The sequence below is a fragment of the Wenyingzhuangia sp. 2_MG-2023 genome (assembly GCF_030548295.1).
In the GTDB taxonomy this organism is placed as follows: Bacteria; Bacteroidota; Bacteroidia; order Flavobacteriales; family Flavobacteriaceae; genus Wenyingzhuangia.
Window position 1 is genome coordinate 189,096 of record NZ_JAUOSB010000005.1, and the last position, 21,067, is coordinate 210,162.

Annotated in this window: 16 protein-coding genes; 7 read left to right on the forward strand and 9 right to left on the reverse strand. The window is 32.4% G+C overall.

The features are described from left to right. Both Q4548_RS08370 and Q4548_RS08375 read right to left on the reverse strand, forming a co-directional pair. Window positions 1-1,158: a glycerate kinase gene (locus tag Q4548_RS08370; RefSeq protein ID WP_303453639.1), complete on the reverse strand. Its 1,158-nt coding sequence runs from the start codon at window positions 1,156-1,158 to the stop codon at window positions 1-3. Beyond that, on the reverse strand, window positions 1,151-1,945 hold the full coding sequence (locus Q4548_RS08375; protein ID WP_303453642.1) for a mannosyl-3-phosphoglycerate phosphatase: 795 nt from the start codon (window positions 1,943-1,945) through the stop codon (window positions 1,151-1,153). The genes Q4548_RS08370 and Q4548_RS08375 overlap by 8 nt, the downstream gene beginning before the upstream one ends. Window positions 1,946-2,330: 385 nt before the next feature. Between Q4548_RS08375 and Q4548_RS08380 the strand changes: the two genes are divergently transcribed. After that, window positions 2,331-3,275 (forward strand): LysR family transcriptional regulator, encoded by a 945-nt coding sequence (locus tag Q4548_RS08380; RefSeq protein ID WP_303453645.1) that lies wholly within the window; start codon window positions 2,331-2,333, stop codon window positions 3,273-3,275. 50 nt (window positions 3,276-3,325) lie between these two features. After that, a complete protein-coding gene (locus Q4548_RS08385) occupies window positions 3,326-5,098 on the forward strand; it encodes a long-chain fatty acid--CoA ligase (RefSeq protein ID WP_303453647.1) in 1,773 nt (590 codons plus the stop codon). Here Q4548_RS08385 and Q4548_RS08390 read toward each other — a convergent pair. Continuing rightward, window positions 5,095-5,589 carry a metallophosphoesterase gene (locus tag Q4548_RS08390; protein WP_303453649.1) on the reverse strand — a complete coding sequence of 165 codons (495 nt, stop codon included), beginning with the start codon at window positions 5,587-5,589 and terminating at the stop codon, window positions 5,095-5,097. The two genes, Q4548_RS08385 and Q4548_RS08390, sit on opposite strands and share 4 nt — an antisense overlap. Window positions 5,590-5,696: 107 nt before the next feature. On the opposite strand from Q4548_RS08390, the gene truA reads away from it, so the two are divergent. Genes truA through Q4548_RS08410 form a run of 4 tightly spaced genes read left to right on the forward strand, consistent with a single transcriptional unit; the run spans window position 5,697 to window position 10,853 of the window. Continuing rightward, window positions 5,697-6,449, forward strand: a complete 753-nt coding sequence (truA, locus tag Q4548_RS08395; protein ID WP_303453652.1) for a tRNA pseudouridine(38-40) synthase TruA — start codon at window positions 5,697-5,699, stop codon at window positions 6,447-6,449. Further along, entirely contained in the window at window positions 6,436-8,205 is a 1,770-nt protein-coding gene (locus Q4548_RS08400; protein ID WP_303453655.1) for an ABC transporter ATP-binding protein, read from the forward strand. The genes truA and Q4548_RS08400 overlap by 14 nt, the downstream gene beginning before the upstream one ends. A 2-nt stretch (window positions 8,206-8,207) precedes the next feature. Further along, the gene (locus tag Q4548_RS08405) at window positions 8,208-8,588 is read left to right on the forward strand and encodes a Rid family detoxifying hydrolase (protein WP_303453658.1); all 381 of its coding nucleotides are present in this window, start codon (window positions 8,208-8,210) and stop codon (window positions 8,586-8,588) included. 3 nt (window positions 8,589-8,591) lie between these two features. Beyond that, a complete protein-coding gene (locus Q4548_RS08410) occupies window positions 8,592-10,853 on the forward strand; it encodes a transglycosylase domain-containing protein (RefSeq protein WP_303453661.1) in 2,262 nt (753 codons plus the stop codon). 52 nt (window positions 10,854-10,905) lie between these two features. Here the strand turns inward: Q4548_RS08410 and Q4548_RS08415 are convergent, their stop codons facing one another. From Q4548_RS08415 to Q4548_RS08435, 5 genes are all read right to left on the reverse strand, one after another. Beyond that, window positions 10,906-11,268, reverse strand: a complete 363-nt coding sequence (locus Q4548_RS08415; protein WP_303453664.1) for a methylglyoxal synthase — start codon at window positions 11,266-11,268, stop codon at window positions 10,906-10,908. Between the two features lie 103 nt (window positions 11,269-11,371). Continuing rightward, entirely contained in the window at window positions 11,372-12,370 is a 999-nt protein-coding gene (gene gap, locus Q4548_RS08420; RefSeq protein WP_303453667.1) for a type I glyceraldehyde-3-phosphate dehydrogenase, read from the reverse strand. A 37-nt stretch (window positions 12,371-12,407) separates the two neighbouring features. After that, window positions 12,408-13,394, reverse strand: a complete 987-nt coding sequence (pfkA, locus tag Q4548_RS08425) for a 6-phosphofructokinase (RefSeq protein ID WP_303453670.1) — start codon at window positions 13,392-13,394, stop codon at window positions 12,408-12,410. Window positions 13,395-13,549: 155 nt separating this feature from the next. Beyond that, window positions 13,550-14,458 (reverse strand): sugar phosphate nucleotidyltransferase, encoded by a 909-nt coding sequence (locus Q4548_RS08430; protein ID WP_303453673.1) that lies wholly within the window; start codon window positions 14,456-14,458, stop codon window positions 13,550-13,552. A 36-nt stretch (window positions 14,459-14,494) separates the two neighbouring features. Further along, window positions 14,495-18,856, reverse strand: coding sequence for a translocation/assembly module TamB domain-containing protein (locus Q4548_RS08435; RefSeq protein WP_303453675.1), 4,362 nt, complete (start codon window positions 18,854-18,856; stop codon window positions 14,495-14,497). Window positions 18,857-18,946: 90 nt separating this feature from the next. On the opposite strand from Q4548_RS08435, the gene tsaD reads away from it, so the two are divergent. After that, window positions 18,947-19,969, forward strand: coding sequence for a tRNA (adenosine(37)-N6)-threonylcarbamoyltransferase complex transferase subunit TsaD (gene tsaD / locus Q4548_RS08440; RefSeq protein WP_303453677.1), 1,023 nt, complete (start codon window positions 18,947-18,949; stop codon window positions 19,967-19,969). Here the strand turns inward: tsaD and Q4548_RS08445 are convergent. Continuing rightward, a complete protein-coding gene (locus Q4548_RS08445) occupies window positions 19,966-21,036 on the reverse strand; it encodes a 3-oxoacyl-ACP synthase III family protein (RefSeq protein WP_303453679.1) in 1,071 nt (356 codons plus the stop codon). The two genes, tsaD and Q4548_RS08445, sit on opposite strands and share 4 nt — an antisense overlap. Window positions 21,037-21,067: the final 31 nt, after the last annotated feature.

The window sequence follows — 21,067 nt, forward strand, 5'->3', positions numbered from 1 at the left end:
TTATTTTTTTAATATGATTATAAAATCCATCACATTTGTTCCCGTGATTCCTGTCACAAAATCATAGCCTAGCAATTTAAAAAACGTATTGCTATCGCTATTGTCTAAATATGTTTTCGGATTTAATTTATTTTGTTTTATTTTTTCGTAAATCTCCGGATCTACAAAAGCTCCTGTCGCATCAGATCTACCGTCAATTCCATCGCTCCCTGCCACTAATAAAGATATATTTTTTTGAACACATCCACTTAACAACAAACGAAGTGCCAATTCTTGATTTCTTCCACCATAACCATTTCCATCACCATTTACTATCGTTGTAGTTTCACCTCCAAAAAGAAGACAAAAACTATCGTATTCAATATCGTATTTTTTAATTTTATTTTCAATTATTTTAGCAGCATCTTCAGATGTTGCATCTAAAGTAGTTGTCACAATTTCAACTTTTTCTACGTCTTCTTTTATAAATTCTGCTGCTTCACTTAAGGCTATTTCATTGTTACCTATAATGTGGTGTACAAAATTGCCGTTGTACATTGGAGCAGAACCGATAGTGTTTAAGTCATCTCCAATAACATCACTCAACACCAAAACCTCTCCTTTGGCTTTTATGGAATCTGCCAATTTCCCACCTTTGATTTGTGAAATTGCTTTCCGAACGGTGTTCAACGCTTTAATGTCTATCCCAGATGTTAAAAGTGCAGATGATATTTTGGTAAAATCATCCAAGGTAAGTCCCGACACAGGTTTTTCTATCATAGCAGAAGCTCCACCAGAAAGTAAAAACACAAACAAATCATCCTCTTTTAGTTTGCTAACTTCAGATAGCATAATTTCTGCAGCTTCTATACTTCTATCAGAAACCAAAGGATGTGTTGATGTAAAATGTTTTGTGTAAGATAAATACGCTACAGAGCTAGAAACCACAAAACCTCCAGCAATTTTATCTCCCAAAATCTCCTCACATTCTTGTGCCATGGCAAGTGCAGCTTTACCTACTCCAAAAACAAAAACTTTGCCTGTATCTCCTAACGGATATTTATTGTTAACAATATTCAAAGTGTCCCCTTCTAAAAAAAGATTGTCTTTAATTAGTGAGTCTGCTTTTACTTTATTCAGTGCTTTGAAATAGATATTTTTTAATTGTTCTTTATACATTTTTTAAAATCATTTCATTCCAACCTTTTGCTCCTTTGTACGTAGATTTTTGCAATAGGTTGTTGGTTAAACTTATATATTCTCCTTGGTGATTTTTGATAGCAATGGGAATGTCTACGTTTTCTAACAGAGGAATATCATTCTGACCATCGCCCAAACCAATAGATGTTAATTTTGTATGAAAACTATTCTCAAAAAGTTTTATACATTTTGCTACTGCTTTTCCTTTATCTTGATTGTTTCCTATCAAATGATAGAAACGACCACCTTTGGTTATATTAATTCCGTTAGATAAAGCCAATTTTTGCAATTCTTCATATCTTGAGGCATCATTAAGTAAAAAAGGCTCGGTAAAACCTCTTTCTTTAGAACGTTTTGCATCCTTTAAAGGCAAACCTGTATGTTCTGCAGCATCTTCAACAGTCATTTCACTAAACCCAAACATTCCAAATTCATCTTTGTATGTATTGTAAAAATCCACCACTAACTTGTAAGAAATCCCCAATTGAAAAACCCAGTAATCTTCAATCTCATCTAAGAAAGAAAAATCCAATCCTTGGTAATTTTTAGGAATAAAAAGTGCTGCTCCGTTTTCAACAATAAAAGGTTCTTTTATACCTACTTGTTTTTGTAATAATTCTACTTCTATTTTGGTTTTACTAGTGGTAAACACCAGTGGTATTTTCTGATCGAATAGTTTCTGTAATGCCTCTTTAGATTCAGCGAAAGAATAATTATCGTGATTTAAAAAAGTTCCATCTAAATCTGTAAATACTATTTTTTTCATACTTTATCTTTAATCCTTAAGTTAATTGTTGCGGATAGTTCCATAAATTCATGTGCAATGACTATAAAATGGAACATCTTGAATTGTCATAGCTGGTCAAACTCAATACGTAAAACTAAGACTTTTCACAATGTTTTCAATTGACATAAAACAGTTAATAAAGCTATTCTTTACATTGCAAAGCCCAAAAGAAAAGCCTATATTATAAGCTTACGACTTCTCCAAAAAGATATGATTAGTTTACATTTGCACAGCATTGCATTTACCAAACTAGAAAAAACATTGGTTCTACACAAAATAAAGCTCTTGTTTTTCTAGAAACCAAGTAGATTCATCGTCTACTTTCACAATTAAATACATATATTTCGTAAGAAAAATTGATATCATGACCATCACACAATTAAAATACGTTTTGGCGGTTGCCGAGTACAAAAACTTTACGACTGCTTCTGAGCACTGCTTTGTAACTCAGCCTACGTTGAGCATGCAGATCCACAAATTAGAAGAAGAACTAGACATCCAGATTTTTAACAGAAATAAGAAACCTATTGAAGTTACAGATGTTGGGATAAAAATTGTGACTCAAGCAAAAACTATTGTCAATGAAAGTAGCAGAATTACAGACATTGTGCAACAAGAAAAAGGGTATATTGGTGGTGAATTTAAAGTAGGAATTATTCCTACCATCATGCCCAGTTTGCTTCCTTTGTTTTTAAAAAACTTTAACAAAAAGTACCCAGAAGTCAAATTGGTTATCAATGAACTGACTACGGCAGAAATTGTTCAAAAATTAAAAGATGGACATTTAGATGCTGCCATTGCAGCCACTCCACTAAACGAAGAAAGTTTAAAAGAATCTCCTATTTATTACGAACCTTTTATTGGTTTGCTACACCCAAAACACAGATTGTTTGATCAGAAATACTTAAAACCAGAAGATTTGAGCATGGATGATTTGTTGCTGTTAGAAGATGGGCATTGTTTTAAAGAAAGTGTTTTAAATATTTGCAGTTCTCTTGTTTCTCAAAACCCAAAAAAATTCGCTTTGCAAAGTGGAAGTTTTGATACATTGATAAAATTGACCAAAGAAGGTTTGGGAATGACTTTATTACCATACTTACACTCTATCGATTTGAAAGAAGAAGATCAAAAACTAATTAGAGAATTTGAAAAACCTCATCCTGCAAGAGAGGTAAGTCTTATCTATCACAAATCAGGATTAAAGTTACAAATCATCAACGCTCTTAAAGAAGAGATATCCGGAATCATACGTGGCCTCATTGCATTTAACGATGTTTCTATTATTAGCCCATTAAAATTGAAGAATTAGTTTTAAAACCGTAATAATTTTTATAAATTACTATTTTATAAGCAATCCCTATGAAATCAATTTCTAGAATTTTCGATTTTCCAATCTACCAATTAGAGAACTTTCCTCTAAAAAAAGCTTTCACTAGCAAATACGGTGAAGAATGGATTTCTATTTCTACAGAAGAATACATTGAAAACTATCATTGCGTTTCAAGAGGATTGTTAGCGTTGGGAATTAAAAAAGACGATAAAATAGCGGTAATATCTTCTACCAATAGAACAGAGTGGAATATATTAGACATGGGAATATTGCAAACAGGTGCTCAAAATGTACCTATTTACCCTACAATATCTGCCAAAGATTATCAATACATCCTAAACCATTCTGGAGCTACTTACTGTATTGTTTCTGATATAGAAGTTTTAGAAAAAGTAAATGCCATAAAAGACCAAACTCTATTAAAAGAGATTTATTGTTTTGATAAAATTGACGGTGTCAAAAACTGGGAAGAATTATTAGAATTGGGTAAAGACACCTCTTTTGATAAGGAATTAGAAGAAATTAAAAACAGCATTCAAACTGATGACTTAGCAACACTGATCTACACTTCAGGAACCACTGGAAACCCTAAAGGAGTAATGTTGAGTCATAAAAACCTGGTTTCAAACACAGTAGACTGTTCTTTAAGAGTTCCTATTAAAAAAGGAAAAAGTAAAGCCTTGAGTTTTTTACCTGTATGTCATGTTTTTGAACGTATGATTTTGTATTTGTACCAATTTAACGGAATTGAAATCTATTTTGCAGAATCTATAAATACCATCAGTGACAACTTAAAAGAAATTCAGCCAGAAATCATGACTGCCGTACCAAGATTGTATGAAAAAATATACGATTCTATTTACGCAAAAGGAAGAGAGCTTAGCGGAATTAAAAAGTTTTTATTCTACTGGGCTATAGATCTTAGCTTGATTTATGAACCCTTTGGTGCCAATGGAATATGGTATGAATTCAAACTAAAAATTGCAAGAAAATTAATATTTAGCAAATGGAGAGAAGCTCTAGGAGGTCGTTTAGAAGTAATGGTGTCTGGAAGTGCTGCCCTACAACCTAGACTTGCACGAGTATTTGCTGCTGCAGAAATGCCCATTTTAGAAGGATACGGTTTGACAGAAACCTCTCCTGTAATTGCTGTTAACGATATTAAAAACAAAGCTTTTAAAATAGGAACCGTTGGAAAACCTATCAAAAACGTAGCTGTAAAAATTGCAGACGATGGAGAAGTATTGGTAACGGGTCCAAACATCATGTTAGGATATTACAGAGATCCTGAAAAAACCAAAAGTGTAATGACTGGTGATTATTTTCACACAGGCGATATTGGTGAAATTGATTCAGAAGGTTTTTTAAAAATTACGGATCGTAAAAAAGAAATTTTCAAAACTTCAGGCGGTAAGTATATTGTACCTACACTGCTAGAAAACGAACTAAAACAATCTAAATTCATCGACCAAATTATGGTGATCGGTGAAGGAGAAAAAATGCCTAGTGCTTTTATTCAAATCAATTTTGATTATGTACGAGAATGGTGTAAAATAAAAAACATTCCAAATGTAGAAACTCCTTTAGAAATGATTCACAACCAATTGGTGATTGAAAGAATTCAAAAAGAAGTTCACTTGTGCAATCAAAAATTTGGGCAATGGGAACAAGTCAAAAGGTTTGAATTGACTCCTGATGAATGGTCTATAGATGGTGGACAGTTGACACCTACTCTTAAAATGAAACGAAAGGTAATTTTAGAGATTTACAAAGATTTGTACAACAAAATCTACAACCATTAAACTCTTTTCCCCAACTCTATTACTTCTAAATTGGTGATTTCTTGATTTTGAATTTCAAAACGTAACATGGTTCTCACTTGATGAAATCCATGCTTGCCCGCCGCACCAGGATTCATGTGCAACAATTGTAATTTTTGATCGTATTGAACTTTTAAAATATGCGAATGCCCACTGATAAATAATTTTGGTGGGTTTTCTTTGATCAATTCTTTAATTCTAGGATTGTACTTATTAGGATACCCTCCTATATGTGTCATCCAAACATCTATTCCATTTACAACAAACCTATTATCTAACGGAAATTCTGCTCTAGCTTCTGTTCCATCAATATTACCAAAAACAGCTCGTAACGGTTTCTGCTTTTTCAATGTATCTGTTACCGTAATATCTCCAATATCTCCCACATGCCAAACCTCATCAGCCAATTTTACATATTTTAAAATAGCATCATCTAGATAACTATGTGTGTCCGATAGTAATAGTATTTTCATGTTACAAACATCGAAATTTTTATTCAAATAGTTCAACCTTTGTCACACAGATTCTATTGATACTACCGTTTGAATTCAATACCTTTAGCCTCTCAAAACACAATCTATTGAGATACTTTGCAGAACTTTCTTATTTGGGCAAAAACTACCACGGATGGCAAATTCAGCCCAATGCTATTAGTGTGCAAGAAGTGGTACAAAAAGCATTGACAACTCTTTTGCGCTCTCCTATAGAAGTAGTGGCAGCCGGGAGAACTGATGCTGGAGTACATGCTGCTCAAATGTTTATCCATTTTGATACTGATCTAGAATTAGACTCTGATGTGTATTGTTATAAGATGAACTCTTTGTTGCCTGATGACATTGTGTTTTCTAAAATTTTTAAAGTCCATAGTCAAGCACATACACGTTTTGATGCGCTCAAAAGAAGTTACGAGTACAAGATACTGTTAGGTAAGAGTCCTTTTACGACCGATATAGAATGGCAAATAAATCATTCTTTAAATATTGAAGCAATGAACAAATCGGCAAGTTTTTTGCTAGACTATACCGATTTCAAATGTTTTTCTAGATCTAAGACAGACGTGCGTACTTACGATTGTGACATTACTAAGGCTGAATGGGTTTTAAAAAATAATCAATTGGTGTTTCATATTTCCGCAGATCGATTTTTAAGAAATATGGTTCGTGCTATTGTAGGTACTTTATGCGATGTTGGAAAAGGAAAAATGGAGCCTGAAAAAATAAAAGCAATTATTGAAAGTCAAGATAGATCCAACGCGGGTGCCTCTGCTCCTGCTCATGGACTCTTTTTAACTGAAATTATATACCCCGAAAACATCACTGATGACAACGAATAAAAAAATAAAAATATTAGACATCTCTATTTTTGGTAGAATTATGAGCTATGCTTCTGCCTATAAAAACTTATTTATTTTTTCTGGAGTTTTCTCTATTTTATTAGCTATTGTCTCTGCATTACGACCGCGTTTGATCGGAATTGGAATAGACGATTATGTAAGGAACAAAAACGAAGAAGGTTTTTTATCTTTCACGCTTTTAATTTTTGCCTTCTTATTTGTAGAAGTTTTACTACAGCTTAGTTTTATTTATTTGGCAAACCTGTTAGGACAAAATGTAATTAAAGACATACGTACCAAACTTTTTAAGCATGTACTTTCTTTTAACATGGCTTATTTTAACAATTCATCTGTAGGAAAAATGGTCACACGTGTAGTTTCGGATGTAGAAACTATTGCTCAATTTTTTAGTCAAGGATTGTTCATGATTGTAAATGATATTCTTAAAATGTTTTTTATTGCAGCCATAATGCTGTATACTAATTGGAAATTAGCTTTGATTGCCTTTATTGTACTTCCTATCTTAATTTATGCAACCAAAGTATTCCAAAAATCCATCAAAACCGCTTTTCAAGAAGTACGAACACAAGTAGCAAACCTAAATAGTTTTGTACAAGAACGTGTAACAGGTATGAAAATAGTTCAGCTATTTAATAGAGAAGAAATTGAGTATCAAAAATTTCAAATCATCAACAACAAACACAAAGCAGCTCATATAAAAACTGTTTGGCATTTTTCTATTTTTTACCCTATTGCAGAAGTTTTATCTTCCATTGCTATTGGTTTGTTAGTTTGGTATGGTGGTAAAGAATTAATTACTCACGGAAATGTTACACAAGGAGAAATTATTAGTTTCATTATGATGACTGAAATGCTGTTTAGACCTTTGAGACAAATTGCTGATAAATTTACCACGCTACAAATGGGAATGGTTGCCGGAGATCGTATTTTTGACGTAATGGACACTCAAAGTCACATTGACACAGAAGGTGATTACGCTCCAGAAAAAATTCTAGGAACTATTGATTTTAACAATGTTTTCTTTAGTTATATTAAAGATGAACCTATTTTAAAAGGAATTTCTTTTCATGTAAAACAGGGAGAAACGGTGGCGATTGTAGGAGCTACTGGAGCTGGAAAATCTACCATCATCAATTTGATCAATCGTTTTTATGACATTGATAGCGGAACAATTTTAGTAGACAACATTCCTCTAAAAGATTATGATCTTAATTTTTTAAGAAACGAAATAGCCATTGTATTGCAAGATGTATTTTTATTTTCAGACAGTATCGAAAATAACATCAGTTTGCAAAAAGAAGAAATAACCTTGGAAGAAATTAAAGAAGCTGCCCATCAAATAGGAATCAGTGATTTTATCAATACCTTACCTAATGGTTTTGAGTACAATGTAAAAGAAAGAGGAATCATGTTATCGTCTGGACAAAGACAATTGATTGCTTTTTTAAGAGCCTATGTTTCCAACCCAAGTATTTTAATTTTAGACGAGGCAACCTCATCCATAGATTCTCATTCTGAACAAATGATTCAGTTTGCCATTGATAAAATCACCAAAGACAGAACTAGTATTGTTATTGCCCACAGATTGGCAACCATCAAAAATGCAGATAAAATTATTGTTCTAGACCAAGGAAATGTTGTTGAACAAGGTACTCACAATGAGTTGTTAAAAATTACAGACGGTTTTTACAAAAACTTACACGACAAACAATTTGCTAACCAACAAATCGCATAATTATGAAACAAATTTTTCAAACAGTAAACGCTCCAAGTCCAGTAGGACCTTACAATCAGGCAGTAGCTATCAATGGTATCTTATATGTATCAGGACAAATTGCTATTGACCCTAAAACAGGAAATTTTGTTACCAACACTATTCAAGAAGAAACCACCCAGGTTATGAAAAATATTCATGCTATTTTATTAGAAGCGGGTGTTACTTTTGAAAACGTAATTAAAGCTTCTATTTTTATTGCTGACATGAATGACTTTGCTGAAATTAACAAAATATATGCTAGTTATTTTAACGAAGATACGGCACCTGCTAGAGAATGTGTGGAAGTATCTAAACTACCAAAAAATGTAAATGTAGAAATTTCTATAATTGCTCATTTGTAAACTATGGGTCGTAAAATTTTAAAGCTTTTTCTTCAGGTTTTCATTTTATTCGTTGTGCTTTTAGGCTTATTCATCGGAACGGTTTACATTGGTGGTTTTGGACCAATAGCCAATAAAAAAGAATTGACTGAATTTAAACAAGCTCAAGCAAGTGTTGTTTATAGTGCTGATCAGCAAATTGTTGGTAAATTTTTCTTTACCAACAGAACCAATGTTCCTTATGAAAAATTACCAAAACACCTGATTCAAGCATTGATTGCTACCGAAGACGCTAGATTTTACGAACATAAAGGAATTGATAAAATAGCCATGCTGAGAGTTATTTTCAAAACCATTTTGATGGGAAATTCATCAGCGGGTGGAGGAAGTACTATTTCTCAACAATTGGCTAAAAATCTCTTTCAAAGAAAAGATTTCTCATTCCTATCCATGCCTGTGAACAAAACCAAGGAAGCTATTTTAGCAAATAGATTGGAAAATATTTACAGTAAAGAAGAAATTCTAGCCCTTTATTTCAACACCGTTCCTTTTGGAGAAAGAGTTTTTGGTATTGAATCTGCATCGCAACGCTATTTTTCTAAAAATGTATCTCAACTAACTTTAGAAGAATCCGCCATTTTAGTGGGAATGTTAAAAGCAAATACTTATTACAATCCTCAAAGACATCCAGATCATGCATTCAAACGTAGAAACGTTGTTTTTTCTCAAATGTTAAAAGCAGGTTTTTTAACACAAAATCAATACGCTCTATTGATTCAAAAACCTATAGACACTCATTATAAAAACTTAGAACTTGAAAACCCAAATGGTTATTTTTTATACCAAGTAAAGAAAAAGGCTCAAGATATTTTAGCCAATTATACCAAAGAAGACGGAACTGCTTGGGATTTACAACAAGATGGTTTGATGATTGAAACTACGCTTGTTTCTGAGTTGCAAAATGAAGCTTTAGCAGCAAGAAACTCACAATTGCAAAAGCTTCAAAAAACAATGGATTCTTATTGGAACAATATCAAAAGTAAAAAACACATTCAGGATATTATAAACAAAGAATGGGAACAAACGCAAGAATATAAGTTGTTAAAAAATGCAGGGCAAGATGAAAAAACACTCAAAGAAATTGCTCGAATCAAAAAAGAAAGAATTGTCTTTGACTGGGAGAATAAAACTCATTTTTATTCCAAAAGAGACTCTATAGCACATTACCTAAAAATGATCAATGCAGCCATTTATGGATTGAATGTAAAAACAGGTGAAGTACAGGTTTATGTAGGTGGAAATAATTATGAATTTCTGCCTTACAATTTGATTAAAAGTGAACGTCAATCAGCTTCTACATTCAAACCTATTGTCTATATGTCTGCTTTAGAAAATGGTGAAGAACCTTGTGAATGGATCAATAACGAAGAAAAAATTTACGAAGCTTATGACAATTGGAGTCCACAAAACTACGACCACTCTAATGGAGGTTATTACAGTATGGGTGGTGCGCTGGCTAAAAGTGTCAACATTCCAACTGTAGCTACTTACTTTAAGGTTGGAGCTTCTCGTTTGCAAAAAACAGCCAATGCTTTAGGCTTAGAAAAAAATATAAGTGACAATCCTTCTATTGCATTGGGGACTTTAAGCTATTCTTTAGAAACTATGGTACAAGCTTATGTACCTTTTGCCACAAGAGGTAACAATGTAGAACCTTATTACATTTCGGCCATTAGAGATCCTTATGGAAAAGTAATTTACCAACACAAAACGAATAAAAAGAAAGAAAAGCCTGTTTTAAATCCTTACAATTTACAAACTATGCAATACCTTCTAAAAGGTGTGGTAGATAGAGGAACGGCTATAGGATTAAAATCTCGTTATGCCACTAAAGGAGATTGGGCTGGTAAAACAGGAACCTCTCAAGATTATAGTGATTCTTGGTTTATTGGTTTCAATTCTAATTTTATTATTGGTTCTTGGGTAGGTTGTAAATACCCTAGCATTCATCTTCCTACAAGCATTGGTGGAGGTTCTGTTGCTGCTTTGCCTATGGTTGGACAAGTACTTGCTCATTCCTATAAAAGCAAGTCTATCCGTCAAAATTTAACAGCTGGTTTTCCTGATTTTGATGAAAGTATTATTGAAAATTGCAATTGTGATTTTTACAGAGAAGAAAACACCTTTGAAAAGATTCTGGATGTTTTTGACAAGAAGAAAAAGAAAAAAGGAAATTTCTTTACTCGTTTGTTTGGAAGAAAAAAAGAAAAAGATACACTACAATAAAAAAACCTCTTCAATTGTAAGAGGTTTTAGATTTTGAACATAAATGATAAATCTATAATGATTTTATCAATAACGTAGCTGTTGCCGGATTGGTTGCCAAAGGAACGTTGTATACATCACACAAACGCATCAACATAAAAATATCTGGCTCGTGCGGATGTTTTTCTAAAGGATCTCTAAAGAAAATTACCATTCCCGTTTTTCCTTCTGCAACTCTTGCCGCAATTTGTGCATCTCCTCCTAAAGGTCCTGATAAAAATTTATGAACTCCCAAGTTTGCTGCTTCTACTTTAGAACCTGTTGTTCCTGTAGAAATTAGGTTGATCCCTTTTGCTTTCAACAAATCTTTGTGTTCCATTAAAAACTGAACCATATCAGCTTTCTTACCATCGTGTGCTATAATAGCTATTTCCATCTTGTCTATTTTTCTATATGCAATATATTAAAATCCTCATAAAAAAAATCCACTTACTCAATATTTGAATAAATGGATTTTTATATTTTATATTGCTTAATTCTTATAAAGAAGCAGCGTACTCGATTAAGTCAACAATCTTAGTTGAGTAACCAATTTCGTTATCGTACCAAGAAACAACTTTTACAAAGTTATCATTTAATGCAATACCTGCAGATGCATCAAATACAGAAGTTTTAGTTTCTCCAACAAAATCTTGAGAAACTACAGCATCTTCAGTATATCCTAATACTCCAGCCATGTCTCCTTCAGAAGCAGCTTTCATTGCAGCACAGATTTCAGCGTAAGTAGCTGGTTTTTCTAATTTTACTGTTAAATCAACAACAGACACATCCATAGTAGGAACACGGAAAGCCATACCTGTTAATTTACCATTCAAAGCAGGAATTACTTTTCCTACAGCTTTAGCAGCTCCAGTAGAAGAAGGAATGATGTTATGAATAGCAGAACGTCCACCTCTCCAGTCTTTCATAGAAGGACCATCAACAGTTTTTTGAGTTGCAGTTGCAGCGTGAACTGTAGTCATTAACCCTTCAGAAATTCCCCAGTTGTCATTCAATACCTTAGCGATAGGAGACAAACAGTTAGTAGTACAAGAAGCGTTAGAGAAAATTTTCTCATCTGCTTTTAATTCAGTATTGTTTACTCCCATTACAAACATTGGAGTATCATCTTTAGATGGTGCAGATAAAACAACTTTTTTAGCTCCAGCATCTAAGTGCAATCCAGCAGTTTCTTTAGTTAAGAAAAAACCTGTAGATTCAATAATGTACTCAGCTCCAATTTCATCCCACTTTAAATCAGCTGGATTACGTTCTGCTGTAATTCTAATTGTATTTCCGTTAACAACTAAAGCACCGTCAACAACTTCAACAGTCCCTTTGAATGGTCCGTGAACTGAATCATACTTTAACATATAAGCCAAATATTCTACATCTAATAAATCGTTGATTCCAACAACTTGTACGTTTTCTCTTGCTACTGCAGATCTGAATGCAAATCTACCAATTCTTCCAAATCCGTTAATTCCGATTTTTACCATGATAATTAATTATATAAATTTATTTACTCGTTTTATTTTAAATACTTAAGATATCCGCAACTCTTAATAAGTTTTTATTGATATCGTGGTGTAGTTTCACCGCTTTTTCTAAATCCGTAGCCGTAATCACGTTGTTATTGATTCCTACCATTAGATTAGATTTCCCTGCTACTAACAAATCAACAGCTTTCACTCCCAATCTACCAGCCAAAACTCTATCAAAGCAAGAAGGAGAACCTCCTCTTTGCATGTGTCCTAATACCGATACTCTAACATCGTATTCTGGCATATTAGCCTCTACATAGTCTTTCAGCTCAAAGACTCCTTTTCCAGTCTTATCACCTTCTGCTACAACAACAATACTAGATGTTTTACCTGATTTTTTACTATTTTCTAAAGATTCAACCAGCCTTTCAATCCCTAAATTCTCTTCTGGAATTAGAATTTCCTCTGCTCCTGCTCCAATTCCTGCATTCAAAGCAATAAATCCAGCATCACGTCCCATTACTTCTATAAAGAACAAACGGTTGTGAGAAGATGCAGTATCTCTAATTTTATCTATAGCCTCTACAACAGTGTTCAACGCTGTGTCGTATCCTAAAGTAAATTGTGTTCCATAAATATCGTTATCTATGGTTCCAGGAATTCCTATAACAGGCACACTGTATTCTTTATTGAAAATCATACCTCCTGTAAAAGAACCATCACCACCAATAACAATTAAAGCATCCAAATTATTTGCTTTAAAATTCTCGTAAGCTTTAGCTCTACCTTCTGGAGTTCTAAAATCTTTAGATCTAGCAGACTGTAAAAATGTACCTCCTCTGCTTATTGTATTTCGAACGCTTCTAGAGTCTAGAGGAATCAAATCGTTTTCGATCAATCCTTGGTATCCTCTTAATATCCCCATACATTCAATTCCATTGTAAATAGAAGCTCTTACAACTGCTCTTACTGCTGCATTCATTCCCGGAGAATCACCTCCTGATGTCATTACAGCTATTTTGGTCACTTTTGTACTCATGTTCGTAATTTATAATGTATAAAAGTAGTAATATTTAACGCTTCTTAACCATTCCGTAATTATATATACGAAAACGATATAGAGTAATTTACCTGCTTTTAAAGGTTAAAAAAAGACCCAAACTAAAGAAATCTAATGTATAGAAATTCTAAATTTTAGTTCCATAGTAATTCTGGATATACTTTGTTGTTCTTTAACGTTTCAACTGCTTTAGTTACTACTGGTTTGTCTTCCGAATACGTTACTCCGTACCATTTTGCGTCTGATTTTAACACCTTAACAACTCCTTTTTTAGATTGAATTATATTGTTTACAACAGTTGGTATAAAAAACTCGCTTTTTAACTCTTTTGATCTTTCTTGCATGAAACCAACAAAATCTTGTTCTAAACACTCTAAAAACTTAGGTGTAAAGCCCCAAAAATTCATAGAAACCGTAGTATCTTTATCCATTTCTATCAATTTCTCTTCTTCGTCTTTTCTATATATTTTACCTCCTATTTTTTCTATATGTGTTCTTTCTATAATATCTGTCAATTCGCTTTGCTCATTAACATAACATTGACCTCTTGAAACATAGCCGTTTTCTGAAATAGTTTTATCTAAATTAAATCCTACCATACACATATTGTATGAATCTTTATCCAATTTGGACAATTCTACTATGATTGTTTTAAAAGCTTCTCTACTATAAAAATCATCACCATTAATAACGATAAAATTGTCATCTATCACCTCTTTTGCTACCAACAAAGCATGTCCGGTACCCCATGGCTTTTTTCTATCAGGATCTACAGGAAAACCTGAAGGAATTTTGTCTAATTCTTGACAAACATATTCAACCTCAATTTTACCTGCTAATTTTTGATCAAATTTTTCTCTAAACTGATCAATAAATTGATTTCTAACAATAAACACCACTTTTTTAAAACCCGCATCAATCGCATCGTACAATGAAAAGTCTATAATGGTGTCTCCTACCTTAGACATGGTATCCATTTGCTTTAATCCTCCATATCTGCTTCCCATCCCTGCAGCTAAAACTACTAAAGTAAATTTATTCATACATCTTTTTTTATATTCATGTTAAATATACTTTTTTTATGGCAACGTAGGCAATACGTATATTAAATTATCTTCAATTTCTTGAGATATCTCTCCTTTTCCCTCCTTCTTTTTACGTTTTCTCCTCAATCCAATTTTCTCTAACATTTCTTTCAGATTGTTAAAATCTATTTGATAATTCAATCCGACTCCTTGTGTATAGCCTTGCTCTTCTTCTGAATATTGAATTTCATTTTGCCTGTTGAAAACTGATGATCTTAAAGTTCCTTCTTTGTTTAACAAAAACTCTACCTTAACTTCTCCAACCACAGCAGATTGTGTTTTTGTACCTACAGGAACTCCCAATTTACCGTTGATTAAAATTCTATCATTAATTTCTGTCTCTAATCCTATATCAATTTGATCATCTACTGTTAAATCTTCAATATCAGAATTTTCTCCTGCGGTGTATCCAAAGTTCACCTGAACTTTATTATCTCCATTATTAAAAATTTCTGTAACGGCATTGGATATCAACTCAGAAGTAGTGTTAGACAATACTGAACTTGTGCTGTTCACTTTATTTTCATCAAAAAAGGTTTTAGAAACCAAAAGAGAAAAAAATTGTCTCATTTTAGAATTTTCATCTATATTCAATTTAAAATCTAATTCCGAAGCAACTGTTGAACTCGCATTGGGAATTTCTATGATAAATTCTTGGTTAGAGTCCATCAACTCTCCTGTTACTTTGGTAATCAAATCCACATCTATTTTTCTATTGATTGACAGACTTTCTAACAAAACTTTAGGGTTTGCTTTTACACTGTGTAAGGCCTCTATATTTAGCTCTGCTTTAAAAGGATCTCCACTCCAAGACACTGTACCTCCTTTTTTTACAATAAAAGGTTTGTTGATGATTTTACCATATTTATAAATATACATCCCTTCATTCAGAACCAAATCTCCATACATTTTTATGTTAGAAAACTTATCAATATCTAACAACAATCTACCATCTGCACGTGCTTGCAAAGAACTTCCTGAATTTTGATCTATTACAATTTCTCCAAATGCATCTTTGGTAACTTCTATATTTAAGGTTACATTAAGTCCTTCTTCATTACTTACATCCACCTCTTCGTATTCATCTTCAGCACTAGTAGTTTGTTCTTTGTAGTGAATAAACTTATTCTTTTCAATCTGCTTCACATCACTAAGAGGCAATATAAATGTGGTGTTTGGCAACGTAGTTCCCGTTACATTAATAGACAATCCAGAAGTATAACCTTTTATGCTTGCGTTTCCCTTCATAAATCCTGTTCCATAATACCTAGAGTTTTCTTGTTGCTCCGTATTTAAAACCAATAAATTTTGAGTATCAACTTTTAAATCTAAATACCAATTGTTAAATTTATCGTAATTTATTTTCCCCGTCAACACTCCTTCTGTCTTGTAAACATTATCTTGTAGAGAAACCTTATTAAAAACAAAACTTTTACCATCTACATCAACCCTAGTGTTCCCTATAAAATTGTAATCTGTATTTAAGTAAGGAAATTTAAGTCCCGCATTTTTTAAGTTAATAAAACCATAGCTGTTAAAATCATTCAATTGACCAGTAACCGTTAAATCTCCTTGTGCACTTCCTCTAATACTTGACAACACATCTCTTCCCAATGGGCTTAAGGAATTTAATTTTAAATTATTCAAAACAACTTTCAAATCTATTTTAGAGGCCAAAAAGTCTGTTTTATCAATCGTAATTTCTCCCTTTGCATCTATGTTCTGAAGTGTGGCATTGTAAATTTTAAAATTGATATCATACCCTAGTTTTTTATCATTGGGTTTTAAACTTGTTGCCATACTACCATAATCAACTCCATTTATTTTTAGTTTGTCTACAAATAAATTTCCGTTAGGTTTTAGTAAATTATTATTTTCATTAAAAAACACCTTTCCGCTCGCAATTCCTCCAACTTTCAAACTATCAATACCCGGTAAAACTTCTGCTAGATTGATATTTTTCAATTCTAGCCTTAAATTTTTAGATTTATCTTTTTCAATACTCCCATCAAAATCAAACTCTTGCTTGTTGTTTACAAAAGAAATTCCATAAAAATACCACTGCCCTGTCTTGTAATTGTAGTATACTTTATTTTCTCGTTCTTCTCTGTTTACCCATGTAGAATTCAAATATTTAAAATAAACATTCTCTATTCCTAACGAAATATTGTCTTCTCCAGTAGTCAAGTAAAAAACAGCCCTATTGTTTATTTTATCAGAACTAAAATCTGATCTCACAAAAAGTGTATCGTTTACTTTTTTTCCTAACAAAGACAAATCTTCGTAAACTTGTTTTTTAAATCGGAATCTATCAATAGATATATTAGAATTGATCCATTGATTGGAGTTGTCCAATACTATTTTCAAACTATCTACTTCAAAGTCTTGAGAAGAAAAAGCAGGTAAACTTGCACGAATTACTCCTTTATCTCCTTGTGCATCCAACACTCCAGAAACCACTAAATTGTCATTCAATTCAATTTTATCTGTAATTGATTTTGCGAATTTTGGAAAAACCTTCAAATCAAAATTTAGTGTTTGATCTTTTACATCTGCTCTAGTTTTTCTTCCTGGAATAAATTTATACAACGCATTTTCGACCAATTTTTCTAAATCTGAAAATTCAAAATCTCCATAAATACCTAAATTCAACAAATCTTTAGATTTCAATTCTATTTTCTTTTCTTTTTCTTTAGAAAGCAAATACAAGTCCACCTCGTTCAAATTCAACGACTCTAATTCGGTATCTATTTGTAACTTTTTAATAATCCCATAAGAAACCAAACTATCCTTATTTTCAATCAAATTTGCTGTTCCTGATGCAATAATGTTTTTTTGATAAGTAACTTTTCCTGGAAAAAGTTTAGCCAATTTTAATTTCTTAATTTCAAAATCCAAATCGTATTCTTTATCATTTCCTTTTTTATGATAATCTGCATTGGCAACAAAAGACATCAAAGAATCTCTAGATTGAAAGTTAGACTGAATAGCATCTTTCCTCAATTTTAATTTCAAACTAGAATTCCGAATGGTATTGTTTTTATATCCTATTTCTTGAAAATCTACATGAGTCAAAAGATCTAAATGATTCAAATCTATAATTCCTACAGCATCACCTTTAAATAATATTTTTTTCAAATCTTGATGTAAAACATTTTTAGGAATAAATCCTTGTAAAATTTCAACATCAATTTTTTTCTGATCCGTATCTAAATCCTCTAAAAAACCGTTCAATTGAACTTTCCCAAGATTACTAACCACTTCACCTTTCATGACTAGTTTAGATCTTGAAACGAAAAAATCTCCAATGTAATTGAATTGTTTTAGTCCATAATAGTCTTTTGGTAGATTTTTATGATATTGATTAGGAATCAAATTTGTCAACCTATTCGGAATCATTTCAATATTAGCATTGTTAACTTGAAACCAAAAATTTTCTCTATCCTGAATGCTGTTTTTTAGTCTAAAGTCACCAAGTAAATATGTGGTATTGTCTAAAGAAATCAACTCAGTATTTTTTAAAAACAAATCATTTAGTGTTCCTGACACCTTTGATTTTATATCAAAAACTTCTTTTCCATCAATATATGGATATATTTTATTGATGTCTTCCAAACTAATTTCACTCTTTTCAAAACTTCCATCAATCTTAACTTTTTGAACAAAATCAGAAAAATCACTAATTTGATAATCAAAAATAACATCGCAGAACAAGTTGGAATGAGATGTTTTTATCTGAGTTTTTTCAAAACTCATTTTAGAAAGTGTGTACTTAAAATTTGTGGCTAACTTTTTGTAATCTATCTCATAAATATCTTTAAAACTCAAAGAATCTGTTTCTACTTCTACGTTAGGACCTTCAATCGTCAATTGCTGAATTCTTCCTGAAACCTGGTTAAAATCAACAATTTTTCTAGTAGGTGTATGTCTTACGTATCTTAAATTTTCTGGATACACGTTTGTAAAACTCAATACCAAAGGTTGTGCACTTCTTTTATCTGTAGCAAATTTATGTGTAAAAACACTCAAACTACTTATTTCTTCGTCTGGATAACTAAAGTCATTCAACACGCCATTTTTCACAGATATATTTTTAAACGATAGTTTTTTATTTTTAAGATCTTGAAGATTTACAACTCTTCCTTTCAAATCTTGTACATAAATCAATGTGTCTTGATGGTGATCTTCAATTAAGAAATTATGGATACGAAAACCTCCAAAAGGATTGATTTTGATAGCTTCCACATGAAAAGAGACATCGTACTTCTCTTCTAAAGAATCTAATATTTTTTCTACAACAAACAATTGTGTCTTGCCAAATTGTAAAGCAAACAGCACCAACAATAACAAAATCACTATTGTTATTAAAAATCGGACGAGTATTTTTATTATTGTTTTTATAAAGTCTAAATTTGCGCTGAAATATTAGTCAAATATACTGCAATTATGCCTGATAACATATACATCTTAGCCATAGAATCTTCTTGTGATGATACAAGTGCTTCTGTCATTTGTAACGAAGAAATCTTATCTAATATTGTTGCCAATCAGGAAATTCATTCACAATACGGTGGCGTTGTTCCAGAATTAGCTTCTAGAGCACACCAACAAAACATAGTACCTGTAGTAGATGCAGCACTTAAAAAAGCTAAAATAACCAAAGAACAATTGCATGCCGTTGCCTTTACCCAAGGTCCAGGATTGATGGGATCTCTTTTGGTTGGAGCTTCTTTTGCAAAATCTATGGCTTTGGCTCTTAACATTCCTTTGTTGGCAATCAATCACATGCAAGCGCATATTCTAGCTCATTTTATAGACGATGCTAATGATGAAAAACCAACATTTCCTTTTTTGTGCTTGACAATTAGTGGAGGACATACACAAATTGTTCAGGTAAACGACTATTTTAACATGGCTGTTTTAGGAGAAACAATTGACGATGCTGTGGGAGAGGCTTATGACAAAACCGCAAAAATTTTAGGTTTGCCTTATCCTGGTGGACCATTGGTAGACAAATACGCACAAACAGGAAAGCCTGTCTACAAATTTTCCAAACCCAAGGTAAAAGAGCATCATTTTAGTTTTAGTGGCTTAAAAACTGGTATTTTATATTTTGTGCAAAAAGAAGTAAAACAGAATCCAGATTTCATCGAAGAAAACCTACACGATATTTGTGCAAGTGTTCAAAATACAATTGCCGAAATTTTGATGGACAAGATCAAAAGAGCCATCAAAGAAACAGGAATTCGTCAAATAGCGATTGCTGGTGGAGTTTCTGCCAATTCTGAAATTAGAAAACGATTGACCGAATCCCAAAAACATTTGGGTTGGAAAACATACATTCCTAAATTTGAATACACCACAGACAATGCTGCCATGATTGCTATAACTGCATATCAAAAATACAAATTGGGAATGTTTGATGCTCAAAACACAACTGCAAACCCAAGATTAAAAGTAAATTCTTAAACTTTGTACGTAATTGCATTGATGTTCATTCCTGCACCTACAGAAGCAAAAATCACAACATCTTTAGAGTTTAATTGATGTCCGTTTACTTGATTTCTTAAAACCATATCATACAAAATAGGAATTGTAGCCACAGAATTATTTCCTAATTTATTAATAGACATTGGCATTACACCTTTTTGAACAGGCTTTTTGTACAAACGATAAAATCTCTTAATAATCGCTTCGTCCATTTTTTCATTTGCTTGGTGTAAGAATATTTGAGCAATATCTTCAACATCCAAACCTCGTTTGTCCAACGTTAATTTCATTGCTGCCGGAACATTGACCAATGCAAATTCATAAATTTTACGTCCCAACATTTTAATGTAATTGACGTTTTGATCTTTTTCTTTGTTGAATGTAGGGCCTGAGTACAAATATCCAGCTTCTTCCAAAGCAAAAGTTTGAGCTGCTGTGCTTAAAATCCCTCTTTCTTCTTCCTCTTCGACAACTTCTAAGATGGTAGCTCCAGCACCATCAGAAAAAATCATGCTGTCTCTGTCGTTAGGATCTACAACTCTAGATAAAATTTCAGCTCCAATTACCAAAGCTTTTTTAGCATCTCCTGCTTTGATAGCTTGATTTGCTTGAATCATGGCTTGAACCCAGCCTGGACAACCAAATAAAATATCATAAGCAACACAATTAGGATTTTTAATTCCTAGATTATGCTTTACCCTTGTTCCTATACTAGGTAAAAAATCACCTTGAATGCTACCTTTTTTAACATCTCCAAAATTATGAGCAATGATGATCAAATCTAAATCTTCAATATCTATTCCCGATGCTTGGATGGCTTTTTTTGCAGCTATTGTTGCTAAGTCAGAAGTATTCAGATTGTCCTCTGCATATCTTCTTTCTTCAATACCTGTAATTGCCTGAAACTTGTCTATTATTTCACTGTTTTCCTTCTCAAATAAAGTTCCATCTTCATTTAAAAAAACATGATTTATAAAAGCTAAATTTTCAACTATTTTTTTAGGAATAGCACTTCCGGTTCCTGTAATTACTGCGTTTCTATACATAACTAATTCATAAAAAAAACGGTGTTAAAAT